We start from the raw sequence: 13,372 nt of genomic DNA on the forward strand, positions 1-13,372 counted from the left end.
CGCAGCGGGCGCCGTCGTGCTGGTCTGGCTGGGGCGCAGGCATCGGGAAGCCAGGTCGGGCCAGGTGTTCGCCCGGACGTTCGCCGTCGTGATCGTGCTGTTCGCAGCGACCGTGCTGGTGTACGGGGCGCTGGCCTCCGGGTGGGACATCGGGGTCGCGCTTCCCTTCCACCTGTCCGATCTTGCCTGGATGGCGGCTGCTTACACGTTGTGGACCCGTCACCAGTGGTCCTACGCGCTGACGTACTACTGGGGACTCACTCTGAGCACCATCGCGATGATCACCCCGGCGATCGAGGTACCGGACTTCCCGCACATCGACTTCGTCGACTTCTGGGCGGAGCACGCCATGGTGGTGTGGGCAGTGATCTACCTGACGTGGGGACTGGGGATGCGACCCGACTGGCGGAGCTATGCGATCGCGGTCTCGACCACCCTGGCTTGGGGTGTCGCGGCCCTGGGGTTCAACACGGTGGCCGGCACCAACTACGGTTTCGTGAACGCCAAGCCGAACGCTCCTTCCCCGCTCGACCTCATGGGCGACTGGCCCTGGTACCTCGGCGTCGAAGTCGTTCTCGGACTCGCGGTATGGGCACTGATCACGTGGCCCTGGACGCGATCCCGCGGGGCCGCTTCGAGTGGGCAACCGGTCGAAGCTTGAACCCACTTCCATGCCTAACTTGTGCCGCTCGTTGAGATCATGTCCAGATGATCCTGTCGCTGCTCTACCAGGTGTCCCGACTGCTGCTGTCCGTGTCTGCGGTGTTGGCCTGGGTGAGCGTGTCGATCCAGTCGGCGCCGGGTCAATAGGAGCGCAGCAGCAGATACGCGGCGGCTGCGGAGCCAGAACGGCTGCGCCGTAGCAGAACGCGATGATGGGTGTGCTGAAATCCTTGAGCTGGAGACCGTCATAGAGGGTGCAGCGGAAGCGGTGCACTGGTACCAGCAGTGCGGCGACCGTGCCGCCGACGCTGAAAAGCAGCCACGCCAACGGTTCCGGTGATCTCCGCCGGTCAGCCATCCAGCACCACCCAGGCCACCGCGGCGGACACCAGCAGCCACAGCAGGTACTGCGACGCGAGGATCGGCGCGGTATCGCGGCGATAGTTGACCTCCTCCGGTTCTCCTGACAACACTGCTCGCGCACTCTCGGCAAACGAATCCCGGATGAGCGATCCGCGGTCAGGATCTCCAGTCTTCGAGAGGACGTCATGAGCAAGCCAGCAACGGTGCTGGCGGTCAGTGCAGCTGCGATGCTGTTGGCCGCATGTGCGCAAGAGTCCACCGGGAATCCGCAGGACTACCCGAGCCGCAGCATTCGACTCATCAGCCCGTTTAAGCGATGCTCGCAGGTTGGATTCCAGGGTGCTGCCGAGGATCGCGGACAGCACGAGAGGGCCGGGTTCGAACCCGGTCTTGCGCATGGCGTAGCCGAGGAGGCCGGCGACCACGGCGAGACGATGTCCGATGGAGACCCCACGATCTTCGTAACCCGCCCCGTCTCACTCGTCCTCTGCACGCTGTTCGTAGCCGTCCTCATGACGGGCATGTGGCTCGCAGCCAAGAAACGTCGAACTCAAAACCCGTCTTCCGCCGTCGCGCGCACAGGTTGAACGGACACGGTGCGCGACAGCGTCAGATGCTGAGGTGGCGCCGGCCATGGCATTTCGAACTCCCGCACCGGCCCGCCCTCCTTCAGGGAACTCACCCACCCAACTTTCAAGGCGCTGGTGTGACGGTTGGTGCGTGGAGTCTGGTCTGCGCGGGCTGGCCCACGCAAAGGTTTCTGTTGCCACGCCCAAAGAGCCACCTTGCGCGAGCAGCCTCTTCGCGGAGGGCGTTGTGTCTAAGACTACTTGGGCCGTGGCGTCATTCAGATGCGAAGCGCGCCTTCTCCTGGGACGTGCTCGTCACCCGCGTGCGCGGCGTCGCCTGACTCGTACTGGTCGTGCAGCCGGATTGGTCGATGATCTGGTGCGCTCCGGCGCGGTTCGCCGTCGTGAGCGCAACGCGGACATCAGTACGCGGAGTCCGTGACGCTCGGGATTCCGGTGCAGATGGGTGTCGGGTCAGCGGTGGCACATGGGACGAGCACAGCCGCCGCCGCGACGAGCGCAAGCAACGGCAAGGTGAGCGCAGCGACGATCCGCCAGCACGCCGAGCGCACTGCCGCCCGGGGCTGAACGAGGCGCCTGACCCGTTCCGGAACGCCGGAGCCCACCGCCGCGAGAGCTGTTTTCGGTACGGGGGTGGCCGATTTCCGGTTGCTCGTGGCCATCACGGTCAGGGCTCGGGCTACCGCCCGATTCCCATGTCGGCGGCCCGCCCGATCGTCGGCGATCCACTCGACGAGGCGGGCGATCTCCTGCGAAACCGCCTTCAGCAGCGGCACGAAGGGAAAGGCCCGCGCGAGGATCGCCGCCCAGCCCAGCACGAGATGGTGCTTCCCGCGCAGGTGCGCGATCTCGTGCGCGATGACAGCGTCTCGTTCGGCCGGCACGAGCCGTCGCAGTGCGCCTGTGGTGAGTACGACGGTAGAGCCTCGCCCGGGAACGCAGTACGCAGCCAGCTGCTCGGTTTCCACGACATCAATTCGAATTCCATTGTGGACAAGCGTGTCCGAGCACGAGCGCAGGGCATGCCGGTGCATCTTGCGGTGCCGCCGGGTCTGCCGGGCATGGTGTGCGGCAACGGCCAACAACCGCACCATCACCAGGACGGAGCCGAGCAGTGCGATGGCAGCGGGCGCGTCGGCAAGGTCGTGCACCCCGATGATCGCCAGCAGCGCACGCAGGCAGGCGTGCAGCAGACCGGCGAGACCGAGGCCGCCGGAGAGTTGTGCCATCGCAGCGAGACCGGCGCTGATCACCGATACGACCCACGAGGTGGCCAGCGTGGCCCACAGGATGAGCCCGAGTCGGGGCGCAGCGGATTGCCAGCGCCGACAGGCCCGCATCAGACGGGGCCCCAATGCGGCCAGCGCTGCGGTGTAGGCGAACAGCCCGATGAGCAGCGGTGTCATCGGCCCTCCGGCGTCTCGGCGAGCAGTTCCCGCAGCATCGCGGCTTCCTCGTCGCTGATCTCGTCGACGAACTTGAGGAACGTCGCGCGCGGGCTGTTGCTGGCCGCGAGCGCTTCCCGCATCAGCAACGCGGCATGCTCGCTCGCCTGCAGACGGGGGCGGTAGAACCAGACCCGGCCGAGCCGATCGCGGTCGACCCACTGCTTGCGGTGGAGGTTCTCCAGCACCGTGGCCACCGTCGTGTAGGCGAGACCGCGGTCGTGGAGGCCGTCCAGCACCTCCCGCACGCTCATCGGATCCGCCGCTTCCCACAGCAGGTTCATCACGGCCGACTCGAGTGGCCCCAGGCTACGCATCACAAATCCCCCTCCGGTCGGCAGGATAGGTCAGGCGTCTGCCGCAGGCAGCCAAGCCAGTGCCGCGCTGTCCAACCGTGCACCAAGACCTCGGTTGATCTTGCCCGGGGCACCAGGAACGTGCCGGCACCGTGATTCTACTATGCACAATAAGAATTCTACTAACTTTGATAGAAGCTAGGTGTTCTGATGGATTCGAAGGGCTCGCCGGCGTTCCGGTGGGGGTTCGCGGCGCTGGTCGTGGTCGCCGTGGCGGCGCTGGCATGGGGCGCGTTCGGCGGCAGGCCGTCCCCGGAATCGGCGCAACAACCCGCCCCGACTCAGGAGGACGACATCGCCGCGGTGTTGAAAACCCTGCAGCGGCGCCAGCCCGGTGACTCGTTCGCGATGGGGCGCACCGACGCGCCGGTGGTGCTGATCAAGTACGAGGACTTCCGCTGCCCCTTCTGCTCGAAGTTCACCGCCGACGTCGAGCCGGAGCTGATCAAGCGGTACGTCGACCCCGGGGTGCTGCGCATCGAATGGCGCGACTTCCCGATCTTCGGCACGGAGTCCGTAGAGGTCGCCAAGGCCGCCCGGGCCGCCGCCCGCCAGGGCCGGTTCTGGGAGTTCCACAACGCCGCCTACGCGCGGGGCAACAACGGTCACAAGCCGTCGTTCCCGGAAGAAGCCATCCAGCAGGTGGCCCGCGAAGCGGGCGTACCAGACCTCGCGAAGTTCAACGCCGACCGCAACGACCCGGCGATCATGCAGGCGATCCAGACCGACCTGGCCGAAGGACAGGCGCTCGGGGCGTCCAGCACCCCGTCCTTCATCATCAACGAGCAGGCGGTGCTCGGCGCCCAGCCACTGGAGCAGTTCGTCGCGGTGATCGAAGCGGAACGGGCCAAGGCATGACCATCGGCTACTTCGGCGCGTTCCTCGGCGGCGTGCTGTCACTGCTGAGCCCGTGCTCCGCACTTCTCGTGCCGGCGTTCTTCGCCTACGCATTCGCCGACCGGGTGCGACTACTGCTGCGCACCGGCATCTTCTACCTCGGCCTGGCCACCACCCTGGTGCCGATGGGCATGGCCGCGGGCTCGATCGGTGCGGTGCTCAACGAGCACCGCGACCTCGTCGTGCTGATCGGCGGATCGATCATGATCGTGCTCGGCGCGGGGCAGATCTTCGGCCTCGGCTTCGGCTCCACGGCAGCGCAGCGGCTCAGCGGGCGGATCAAGATCTCCTCGGCGCTTTCGGTATACCTGCTGGGCACCGTATACGGGCTGGCCGGATTCTGCGCCGGCCCCCTGCTTGGCAGCGTGCTGACGATCGCCATGACCGGAGCCAACCCCGCCTACGGAGGCCTGCTGCTGGCCATCTACGCACTGGGCATGGCGGTGCCGTTGTTCCTGATCGCCGCCCTGTGGGACCGCTTCGACCTCGGCCGACGCCGGTGGCTGCGCGGCCGGGAGCTGAAGCTCGGCCCGCTCCGCGTGCACAGCACCACACTGCTCTCCGGACTGGTCTTCATCACCCTCGGCGCGGTGTTCCTCGCCACCGACGGCACCGGATCCCTCGGCGGAATCATCAGCATCGACGCCCAGTTCGCTGCCCAGGCATGGGTGCAACACGTATCGGCGCTCATCTCCGACCAGTTGGTGGTGGCCGGAGTCGTACTGCTGCTGCTTGCTGGGCTCGGCTGGGCGCTGCTCGCGACCCGCCGCACAAGCCGCGGCCACGGCACCTCGAACCACGCTCCCGACGAACTCGACAACGAGCCCCACCGCGCGAAGGAATGAGACTTCGGTGCCGCGGTTCCTGGAGCGCTGGACCGGGATCAAGGAGCCGGACATCAGTGGCTGGCGCCGCACGGCCGCTGGCGACCTGGTGCCGGTGTTCGACTTCGACAACGCGGTGAGCCGCCGCGCCTGGAGAAGCCGAGCCCATTCCCGAACCGATCGACCGCTGGCGCCCGAAACCACTGGAGAAGCAGCGCTCCATTGCAGGAAAGGGCAGGCGGACCGCGCGCATTGCGGATCTCGCTGCCGATGCTGGTTTCGACGCCCGTCCACAGCTCCCGCGACCGGTCAGTGGTCACCTTCCGCGAGAACACGACCTTGCCGTCGCCGTCCACCGCGCACGCGTGATGGACGGTCTTGCCCGCGTAGATCCCGACCTAGATCACTGGTCGACCCTTCACGCTTGTTCTCCTGTTGTCGCAGATCAGCCTCGTGGACAACACCAAGCGTGCACATCGTCTATCCGCAACTGGGCACGATGCGACGCTCTCGAGCGCTCCAAGTTCAGCACACTGCGGCACTCCAAAGATCACTTGATACCCCTCTACAGCTGCCTTTGATGTCGACGCAGGCGAACCGATCTACGGCCTGTTCAGGCGGGGCGAATCCGGCAGTTCGCCCCACCCCGATCGCTCATCGACGACGACACCCGCACTGCCGCCAAGTGCAACTTCTGCGCCCACCGGGTCGACGAGGGCTTGGAGCCGGCGTGCGTAGTGGTGTGCCCGACCCACTCGATCTGGGTGGGAGACCTCGACGATTGTCGAGCGTGCGCAACACCTCGACGAGCGGCCGGTCATCGCCAGACCCGGAGGTCCACAGTTGTCCGGGGGCCAGCAGCCTGGCGTCACCACCGGTAGCGATGATGAGCTTGTCGTAGCCGATGCGCTTCTGCCCGGTGATCACCGACTTGGCTGCCGCATCAAGACCAGTGGCGGCCGCGCCCAGTCGCACGTCGACGTCGAGAGCCGTTAAGGTCGTCGGCCCCGACGAAGAACGTGGCCTCGGCATGGTCATCCACGAGGAAGCCCTTCGAGAGCGGAGGACGGTCGTAGGGCAGGTGTTCTTCACGGCCGACCAGCACGACCGAGCCCTCGAAGCCCTCGCGGCGTGCTGCTCGGGCGGCCCGCAGCCCGGCGAGCGAGCACCCGACGATGACCAGCCGTAGCGGCATCGGCGCGCTCACGCCTCCTCCAACCTCAGGGCCAGGGCGGGGCAGGCCCGTACAGCTTCCTCGATGAGCGCCCGGTCTTTCTCGGTGACCTCCTCCACGAGAAGGGTGACCTCGGCCTCGTCATCGACCTCGAAGTGGTTGGGGGCAACGGCTTCGCACATGCCGATGCCCGTGCAGCGGCCCCGATCGACATGGATCCTCTTGGTCACGGCGGCTCTCCGTACGGATGTTCAGGGGATCCGGACGGGGAGCCGTCGGATGCCATGGATGAACTCGCTCACCAGCGGCTCGGGCTCGCCGACCTCCATGTTCGGAAGCTTGGTGAGCAGCTGCCGGAACAGGGCCTTGAGCTGCGCTCGGCCAAGGTGACTACCGAGGCAGTAGTGCACGCCACCGCCCCCGAACCCGGTGTGCGGGTGAGGTGGACGGGTGAGATCGAACCGGTCCGGGTCCTCGAACTCAGCGTCATCGCGGTTCGCCGAGGCGTAGAAGAGCACGACCTTGTCGCCGGCGGGAATCACCTGGCCGGCGATCTCCACATCCTGTGTCGCGGTCCGCGCGAACTGAATGACAGGCGATGCATGACGGACGAACTCTTCGATCGACCTGTCGATGCGCCCCTCAAAGTCCTCGGTCAGCCACGCCTTCTGGTCGGGGTTCCGCCACAGCTGAACGACGGTGTGCGAGGTTGTCTGCTTTGTCGTGTCATTGCCCGCGACACTCAGCAGAAGCATGACTGACTCGATCTCGTCATCAGTGAGGTGCCTGCCATCGAAATCGGCGAGAGCGAGCGCTGTTGCGAGGTCATCCCGAGGGTTGGACCGACGCTCGCGGATGAGCTCAAGTCCGATCTCGCGCAGAATGACGAGTTGGTCCTGGAAGAACTGCTGCGGATCTGCGTCTCCCGCGATGGCTGGATCGTTCGCACCCATCGCCTTGTCCCCCGCTTCGGCGAACTCCTCCGCGAGACTGCCGGGCACACCGATCATGTCAGCAACGGTGAGCATGGGGAGCTTCGACGCGACTTCGCGGACGAAGTCGATCTCACCGGCGCCGATCACGCGCTCGACGATCTCCTCAGCACGCTGCTCGATCTTCTCGGAGAGTCGACGGACTGCCCGAGGCGTGAACGCGCCGCTCATGATGCGCCGGTATCGCGTGTGCTCCGGGGGATCCATCTCCAGGAACGTCGGCGCCGGCTTCGGATCCCTGGGCCGAAACGAAACGCCCCAGTAGCGATGCGAGTCGGAGCTGAACAGCTCGTGGTTTTCGCTCGCGAACGCGATCTCACGGGCGCGCACGAGCGCCCAGAAACCAGGCTCACCGTGGACCTCTGGCGGTAAGCCGGGGACCTCCATCGGTGGGTGCCAGCTCACCGGCGCCTCGCGTCGCAGCTGAGCGAACGACGAGTCGCGTTGCTCGAACGGAAGCCTCCAGAACGCGGCGCTCGAGATATCCACGTCGTGATACGGACGAGCAGGCACAGTTGCGGTCATGTCATCTCTCCCTTCGTGTGATCGCCTTTGATCTTGCGCAGCTGCGCCACCAGACTGGACCGGCTGACGTCCTTGCCAGCGGCGCGGACGACCTTCTCGAAGATCTTGGCCCCACCCAGCCCAGTGCTGCGGCGCCGTTGGGCTTGCGACCCCCGCCGTACTTACCCCACGCCGCGGCGAACTCCTTCGCCGCCGGCGTGGACAACCCACTGAACGGAAATATTCGGCTGGAATTAGATGAGACCGGAGCGGATTGCGTAGGAGACGGCGTGAGCGCGGTTATGGAGGCCGAACCGCTTCATGAACTGGTAGAGGATGTTCTTGACCGTGCGTTCTGAGTAGTGCAGTTTGTCAGCTATTTGTTGGAGATCGAATCCTTCGGAGACGAGACGGAGGACATCGATCTCGCGGTTGGTGAACCCGGAAGGGTTCAAGCCTTGCGGTGCGAGTACTTCGCGGTAGGTGCGCACGATTTGCTCGATGAGTGCGCCCTGCAGTGAGGTGGGGAAGTATCCGCCACCGCTGCCGACCGCACGAATGGCCTGCATGAAAGTCGTAGCGGAGAAATGCCGGCGCCACAGGACCGCGCGGACACCCCACTCCGCCGCTGCGGAGATATCGGCGTGCCATCGATCGCCCACGATGAGGACCAGGGGCGTGGCAGTGTCGGGCCTGAACATCTGCAGCTCCTTCATGGTGGACGCTTCGGCGGTTTCGATGGCGATCACGACAACATCGGCGTTGTCGCCCCTGGCCTCGACGAGCTGGGTGTCTCCACCCAAGCAGTTCGCCAGTCCCATGCGCGTAAAGTAATCCTGTGCGTGGATGGCCACGCGGATTTTCTCCATTGTTCTGCCCTGCATGACTGTCCCCTGTTCTGGAAATGCCAGGGCATCTCGCGACCAGAAAGCTCGGATCAGTCTTTCCGGGAGTTAGGCCTTCCGCGCGGCGAGCAGCTCGTTGCCATCGCGGGCCCCGACCAGCGCCGGAAACCCGCTTGATTGGCTGGACGCACCGGCCACCCGCTCGCCCCACGCACGATCGCCGGCACCGAGAGCACCGTCTCCCCCGGGTACGGATAGCCGGCGAACCCCGACGAATCCGCGAGACCGTAATCCACACAGCTCTGCGCGAGTCGTCATCGCCGCACCCGTCGGCGCCTGCAACAACAGATTGTCGCTGCCACTGACCACCACCACTTGGACTCCATGCGCCGACGCGAGCACCGGACCCGGGTCGTCCTGCTCAGCCGCCGACGCCGCTGCTCCGGTCGCCAACAATGCGTTGATCGCTGCCGCGCTAAGGGTCGCGACTTTCCACTTCACGCGTTCTCCCGTCGCCCGAGTCTCCCCGCCAAGCGCAACCACCATAACTGCTAAACACGTGTAAGTAAACAGCTGAAAACTTACGCTCCGGCATCTTCGTCCCATGCTCTCGACAGACACAGGGCCCCGGTCGATCAGCGCGCGCCCTCGGTCGGTGGCGTAGGGCAGATACACCGAGACCTGGGAGTTCTCGATCCGACTGACGACAGGTCCGACAGCAACCCGAGCAGCAAGTCGCGCCGCGTCGACGCGGCGCGACCCGCGAAACCGGCCCACGATCCGCGACATGAGCTCGTCGAGGTGCGCCCGGCACCGAGCAGGGGTTTAGACTGTGGCCCGCGGCCACGTCAAAGATCAAGAAGTACGGCCGTCATACTGCGGCGGTTGAAACTTCAATCGGCCGGTGGGTGGACCAGAGAACGAACGACGGTGCGCACGAATGCGTGAATGGCCTGTGGCACGCTGAACGCGTCGTGCAGCGCGGCCGTCGCGAGCGCTACTCGCCCGTGCGCGACAACGAAGAAGAGCACCGTGTTCCCCTCCGCCCCGGCGTCCACGAATGAGACCGGAAACTGGTAGCCGTGCTCCTTGCATCGAAGCACCGCTCGCTCAAGCGCCTCGTAGACCGGTTCGGTGGTGGATTCAAGTCCCATTCCGCGAATGCGTTCAACGTCAGCCGACGTCAAGAACAAAAGCTCGTAGCGCGTCGGGCTGGAGTACGCGAACTCCACATATGCGGCCAGTTGGGCCTCGAGCTGGGCCAACGGACCTTCGGCCTCCGCTCGTTCCTCCGCGACGCTCATCGTCGCAGCGAGCTCTTTCCAGATGTCAACTACCAACTGGCTGACTAGAGCTTGGCGATCTTCGAAATGTGGGTAGATCGCGGGGGTAGTTACCGAGGCCTCCCTTGCTACAGCGCGAAGAGAAAGCGCCCGATGCCCGTCACGCTCCAGAACCCGATGCGCCGCTTCCAGCAGCTCGCCACGCAGGAGGGCACCCTCACCGCGTCGATTGCGTGAACGCCTCCGGGAGGGACGTGGCTTGTTGGTCGCATCCGGGTTGTCGCCGGCAGGAGCCGAGCCAGCACCTTGTCGACGGTCGCCCAAACGGTGATCTGGGCTGGGCGTTTCCAAATTGTCGGCTCTCCTGTCGTATCCGGTGAGTCATGACGGCCCGGTAGGGCGGGGCGGTGACCGCCGAGGGCGAGCATCGCCAAGGCGATGAGCGCCTGGGGGACTTGAACCCGCCTCTCCACAGCATAGATGAAACCGATGAAACCATGCCCTTGGCGGCACCGGCGGCGCTGAGGACCACCTGCCGAACTGACATCTCCCGCCCGTCAACCTCACCCACCCCGGCCGCCGGTCAGCTGCACGCTCCGAGGGTTGAGCGTGCCGAACACCCCAGCAAACTGGCGCGATGCTTGATCATGGCGTTGAAACTGATCTACCTCGTGATGACCCGGATCTTCGCGTGGGCGCGCCTTGCCGTGCAGGACTCGACGGCGAAGAACATCGAGATGCTGATCCTGCGACACGAACTCGCGCCACATCGATCAATGCTGCAGTGACGTCAAGACCACTGTGCGTGCCTGATTCGCTCAACGGTTGCGTGGATAACCACACCCATGTTCCGACATTGGTGGGTGCGCCAACAGCACGGCGATTGCGCACAGTCGGCTTCGGCGGTAGTTCCACGTGGAGTCGTCGTTCTGCTGTCCGCCATGCCAGCGTTGTATCTGTTGCGCGCAGATCCACGGCGTGGACGGTATCGATCATTGCCTACGGTGGGATGACCAGTGGTCAACGACTCGATCACACACGTACCGCCCCTCAGGGTAGTTTCCCGCGGTGACACTCAGAATTCCGCGCGCGCCAGCAACACCGGTTCTCGATGATTACCGACTTACCCATCGTAGGCCAATCGTGCGGCGAAAGCGTTGCCGTCGGCCGTGAACACGGGTTCTCCACGCAACTGCAGGTGCTCAGCTACGACGTCGAGTTCGGACATCACCATCACGTGGTGGATGTCGCGCAGGGCCCGCTCAACGCTGTCTTCCCCCGCTTGGGGCCCGTCCAGGCCATGGCGGGAGCGGGAGTCCTGCGGCGGAGTGACAGTGATGCCGTGGCGAGTGAGCTGAAGACCCTGCCCCGGCAAGCGAGCCGCGAGGCCACCAATTTTCTACCCCCATAGTGCTGATGCCGGAGGGATCGTCGAACCAGCACCCGTCTTGATCGCCGCGAACTACACTTCACCGGATGGGGAACGCGCTCACCGTCATCGCTGCGCTCACGTCGGTCGCCGGCGCCATTGTCACGGCATTGCTGGGCGCCCGGTTCGAGCGTCGCAGACACCTCGAGCAGCGACAGCAGGAACGCCAGGACCACACCGACCGGTACAGCGGGCCGCTCCTGGCCGCTGCCTCGTCCCTGGCGAGCCGGCTGCGGAATGTCATGGATACCGACCAGATCGACGAGTTCACCTCGGCGGACGACCAGCACAGCCAGCGGTACCTGGACTACGCGGTCAACGAGACGCTGTATCGCATTGGCCGGTACCTGTGCTGGGTGCACATCATCTCGCGGGAGATCCGGGTCCTTGATCTGGGCAACGAGGAACGGAACCGTGAGCTGGTCCTCCGGCTCGGCGCCGTGCAGCACGCGACCTCCAGCAGGGACGGCGACCTCACGTTCATGTTGCTCGGCGGCGAGCAGTGGGCCTTGGGCGAGCTGATGGTCGACCCGGACCGTCCGGCCGACGATCCCCGCTGCATCAGCTACGTCAGATTCGCCGACCGGCTCGACGACCCCCGGTTCGCCCGCTGGTTTCAGTCCCTGAAGCAGGACATCGCGACCTACCTGCAGAACCCCACCCAGGCGAAGCCACGGCTCACCGCGATCACGAAAGCCCTCGACGACCTCGTCGCCCTGCTTGATCCGCGCGGCATATGGGTGCCGTTCGACGAGAGCATCGACGCCCAACGCACCCTAGACACGCGCAAGGACCGGCGCTCAGTGCGCCGCACTCAGCGCCAAACCAAGCTCCTATGACGCCTACCTCTGCCGCTGGTCGAACGATCCGCGCTGGGGACTGTCGGTCGCGGGTACGGCTCGTTGGCAAAAGTCGCGGTGAACTTGACCCCACGGGCCCTCGGAGGCATTGGGCGAAGCCGCCGAGATCACCGGCGACAGCAAGACCGACACGATCAACCGCGCGTTACAGCTTTACGCGTTCGTGGAGACGAAGTCCGAATCCACCACCGTGCTGTCCAGGTTGAGCGGGTGATTACCAAAACTCTGGAGGAGCAGCCGGTCAACCACGACAGTCACTGGTCGACCCGGTCGATGGCGGCGGCGACCAGGATGTCCCAGACCGCGATTTCTCGGATCTGGAGGGCTTTTGGCCTCAAGCCGCACCTGGTGGACACGTGGAAGCTGTCGACCGATCCGATGTTCATCGACAAGGTCCGCGACGTTGTGGGGTTTGTACCTGGATCCTCCCGACAAGGCGATGGTGCTGGCGGTGGACGAGAAATCGCAGATGCAGGCGCTGGATCGCACCGCGCCCATGCTGCCGATGATGCCGGGTACGCCTGAACGTAAGACGCACGACTACATCCGCTACGGCACCACGAGTCTGTTCGCTGCATTGGATGTCGCCACCGGCAAGGTCATCGGCCAGCACCAGCGTCGCCACCGGCACCAGGAGTTCCTGCGTTTCCTCAAAACCATCGACGCCAACACGCCTGCCGAGCTGGACCTGCACCTGGTGTGTGACAACTACGCAACGCACAAGACCCCAGCGATCAAGAAATGGCTGGCCAGCCATCCGCGGTTTCATCTGCACTTCACCCCCACATCGGGCAGTTGGCTCAATCTCGTGGAGCGCTGGTTCGCCGAGTTGACCAACCGCAAACTCCGCCGCTCGTCCCACCGCAGCGTCAAAGCGCTCGAAGACGACGTCAACGCCTGGATCGCCGCGTGGAACGAGGACCCGAAACCCTTCGTGCGGACCAAGACCGCTGACGAGATCCTGGGCAGCCTCGCCCACTACTGCACCAGAATCAATAAAACCATTAACGACTCAGAACACTAGTAGTGCTTTGTTAGGTTTTGGCGTGTCGTTGTGATCATCTACTGTGGATTGTGGTTGACTTCGGTGGTGACTCCGGATGAGATCGATCGGATGCGTCCGCGGCTGGTGGAGTTCGCTGCACGG

Annotated in this window: 15 protein-coding genes and 3 pseudogenes; 8 read left to right on the plus strand and 10 right to left on the minus strand. The window is 65.1% G+C overall.

All coding sequences use genetic code 11. The features are described 5' to 3' along the window. The coding region (locus tag E1288_RS44520) for a YwaF family protein (RefSeq protein ID WP_207954906.1) at positions 1-661 on the plus strand (661 nt) is incomplete at its 5' end. 285 nt (positions 662-946) lie between these two features. Here the strand turns inward: E1288_RS44520 and E1288_RS50650 are convergent. Beyond that, positions 947-1,021, minus strand: a pseudogene (locus tag E1288_RS50650) (hypothetical protein); the annotation flags it as partial. 190 nt (positions 1,022-1,211) lie between these two features. On the opposite strand from E1288_RS50650, the gene E1288_RS44530 reads away from it, so the two are divergent. Further along, on the plus strand, positions 1,212-1,613 hold the full coding sequence (locus E1288_RS44530) for a hypothetical protein (RefSeq protein WP_132495163.1): 402 nt from the start codon (positions 1,212-1,214) through the stop codon (positions 1,611-1,613). A 404-nt stretch (positions 1,614-2,017) separates the two neighbouring features. Here the strand turns inward: E1288_RS44530 and E1288_RS44535 are convergent, their stop codons facing one another. After that, on the minus strand, positions 2,018-3,022 hold the full coding sequence (locus E1288_RS44535; protein WP_132495165.1) for a M56 family metallopeptidase: 1,005 nt from the start codon (positions 3,020-3,022) through the stop codon (positions 2,018-2,020). Further along, positions 3,019-3,378, minus strand: coding sequence for a BlaI/MecI/CopY family transcriptional regulator (locus E1288_RS44540; RefSeq protein WP_132495167.1), 360 nt, complete (start codon positions 3,376-3,378; stop codon positions 3,019-3,021). Before E1288_RS44540 ends, E1288_RS44535 begins: the two co-directional genes overlap by 4 nt. Positions 3,379-3,567: 189 nt before the next feature. Between E1288_RS44540 and E1288_RS44545 the strand changes: the two genes are divergently transcribed. The 3 genes from E1288_RS44545 (at position 3,568) to E1288_RS49540 (ending at position 6,019) form a co-directional block, all read left to right on the plus strand. Further along, a complete protein-coding gene (locus E1288_RS44545; RefSeq protein WP_132495169.1) occupies positions 3,568-4,275 on the plus strand; it encodes a DsbA family protein in 708 nt (235 codons plus the stop codon). Beyond that, entirely contained in the window at positions 4,272-5,159 is an 888-nt protein-coding gene (locus E1288_RS44550) for a cytochrome c biogenesis CcdA family protein (protein ID WP_132495170.1), read from the plus strand. Before E1288_RS44545 ends, E1288_RS44550 begins: the two co-directional genes overlap by 4 nt. 635 nt (positions 5,160-5,794) lie before the next feature. Beyond that, the gene (locus E1288_RS49540; protein WP_235884257.1) at positions 5,795-6,019 is read left to right on the plus strand and encodes a 4Fe-4S dicluster domain-containing protein; all 225 of its coding nucleotides are present in this window, start codon (positions 5,795-5,797) and stop codon (positions 6,017-6,019) included. Positions 6,020-6,081: 62 nt separating this feature from the next. Here the strand turns inward: E1288_RS49540 and E1288_RS44560 are convergent, their stop codons facing one another. The 7 genes and pseudogenes from E1288_RS44560 to E1288_RS50655 all read right to left on the minus strand — a co-directional run. Beyond that, positions 6,082-6,345 (minus strand): FAD-dependent oxidoreductase, encoded by a 264-nt coding sequence (locus E1288_RS44560; protein ID WP_207954907.1) that lies wholly within the window; start codon positions 6,343-6,345, stop codon positions 6,082-6,084. Then, positions 6,342-6,542: a ferredoxin gene (locus E1288_RS44565; RefSeq protein WP_235884254.1), complete on the minus strand. Its 201-nt coding sequence runs from the start codon at positions 6,540-6,542 to the stop codon at positions 6,342-6,344. The genes E1288_RS44560 and E1288_RS44565 overlap by 4 nt, the downstream gene beginning before the upstream one ends. 21 nt (positions 6,543-6,563) lie before the next feature. Then, positions 6,564-7,829 (minus strand): cytochrome P450, encoded by a 1,266-nt coding sequence (locus E1288_RS44570; protein ID WP_132495172.1) that lies wholly within the window; start codon positions 7,827-7,829, stop codon positions 6,564-6,566. A 233-nt stretch (positions 7,830-8,062) separates the two neighbouring features. Then, positions 8,063-8,692, minus strand: coding sequence for a response regulator transcription factor (locus E1288_RS44575; RefSeq protein ID WP_235884255.1), 630 nt, complete (start codon positions 8,690-8,692; stop codon positions 8,063-8,065). 69 nt (positions 8,693-8,761) lie between these two features. Then, on the minus strand, positions 8,762-9,154 hold the full coding sequence (locus tag E1288_RS44580; RefSeq protein ID WP_132495174.1) for a hypothetical protein: 393 nt from the start codon (positions 9,152-9,154) through the stop codon (positions 8,762-8,764). Positions 9,155-9,546: 392 nt separating this feature from the next. Next, entirely contained in the window at positions 9,547-9,957 is a 411-nt protein-coding gene (locus E1288_RS49545) for a WHG domain-containing protein (protein ID WP_235884256.1), read from the minus strand. Between the two features lie 48 nt (positions 9,958-10,005). Beyond that, positions 10,006-10,287, minus strand: a pseudogene (locus tag E1288_RS50655) (helix-turn-helix domain-containing protein); the annotation flags it as partial. A 56-nt stretch (positions 10,288-10,343) separates the two neighbouring features. On the opposite strand from E1288_RS50655, the gene E1288_RS44590 reads away from it, so the two are divergent. The 3 genes and pseudogenes from E1288_RS44590 to E1288_RS44605 all read left to right on the plus strand — a co-directional run. Further along, a complete protein-coding gene (locus tag E1288_RS44590) occupies positions 10,344-10,724 on the plus strand; it encodes a hypothetical protein (protein ID WP_132495178.1) in 381 nt (126 codons plus the stop codon). A gap of 688 nt (positions 10,725-11,412) precedes the next feature. Continuing rightward, positions 11,413-12,204, plus strand: coding sequence for a hypothetical protein (locus tag E1288_RS44595; protein ID WP_132495180.1), 792 nt, complete (start codon positions 11,413-11,415; stop codon positions 12,202-12,204). 5 nt (positions 12,205-12,209) lie between these two features. After that, positions 12,210-13,249, plus strand: a pseudogene (locus E1288_RS44605) (IS630 family transposase); the annotation flags it as partial. Positions 13,250-13,372: the final 123 nt, after the last annotated feature.

Origin of the sequence: Saccharopolyspora elongata, from assembly GCF_004348985.1 — a bacterium.
Taxonomy (GTDB): domain Bacteria; phylum Actinomycetota; class Actinomycetes; order Mycobacteriales; family Pseudonocardiaceae; genus Saccharopolyspora; species Saccharopolyspora elongata.